The sequence below is a fragment of the Bacillus sp. SIMBA_008 genome, from assembly GCF_046535495.1.
Lineage (GTDB): Bacteria > Bacillota > Bacilli > Bacillales > Bacillaceae > Bacillus > Bacillus subtilis.
In genome coordinates, this window is the sequence record NZ_JAWRWL010001430.1 from 1 (window position 1) to 229 (window position 229).

General features: G+C 40.6%; 1 pseudogene. It reads right to left on the bottom strand.

From position 1 onward, the window contains the following. Positions 1-229, bottom strand: a pseudogene (locus tag SB658_RS28210) (chitinase); the annotation flags it as partial.

The following is a 229-nucleotide window of genomic DNA, read 5'->3' on the forward strand; positions in this document are numbered from 1 at the left end:
TATTACCGTCCATTCCAATGCCACTGCCAGCGTTGTAGTGTTGAACGTGAATGTATGTTAGTTTGTCTTTTACTCCGAAAATAATCGGTAAATAAGCACCCCAGATGCTTCCGTATGCGCTATAACCACCTTGAACATAAGCTGTTTCAGGAGCCATGCTTAATAGAAAATCTGGACCGTAATGATCTGAGATTGTTCGAATAGCTGAGATAAGATTTACGATTTGAGG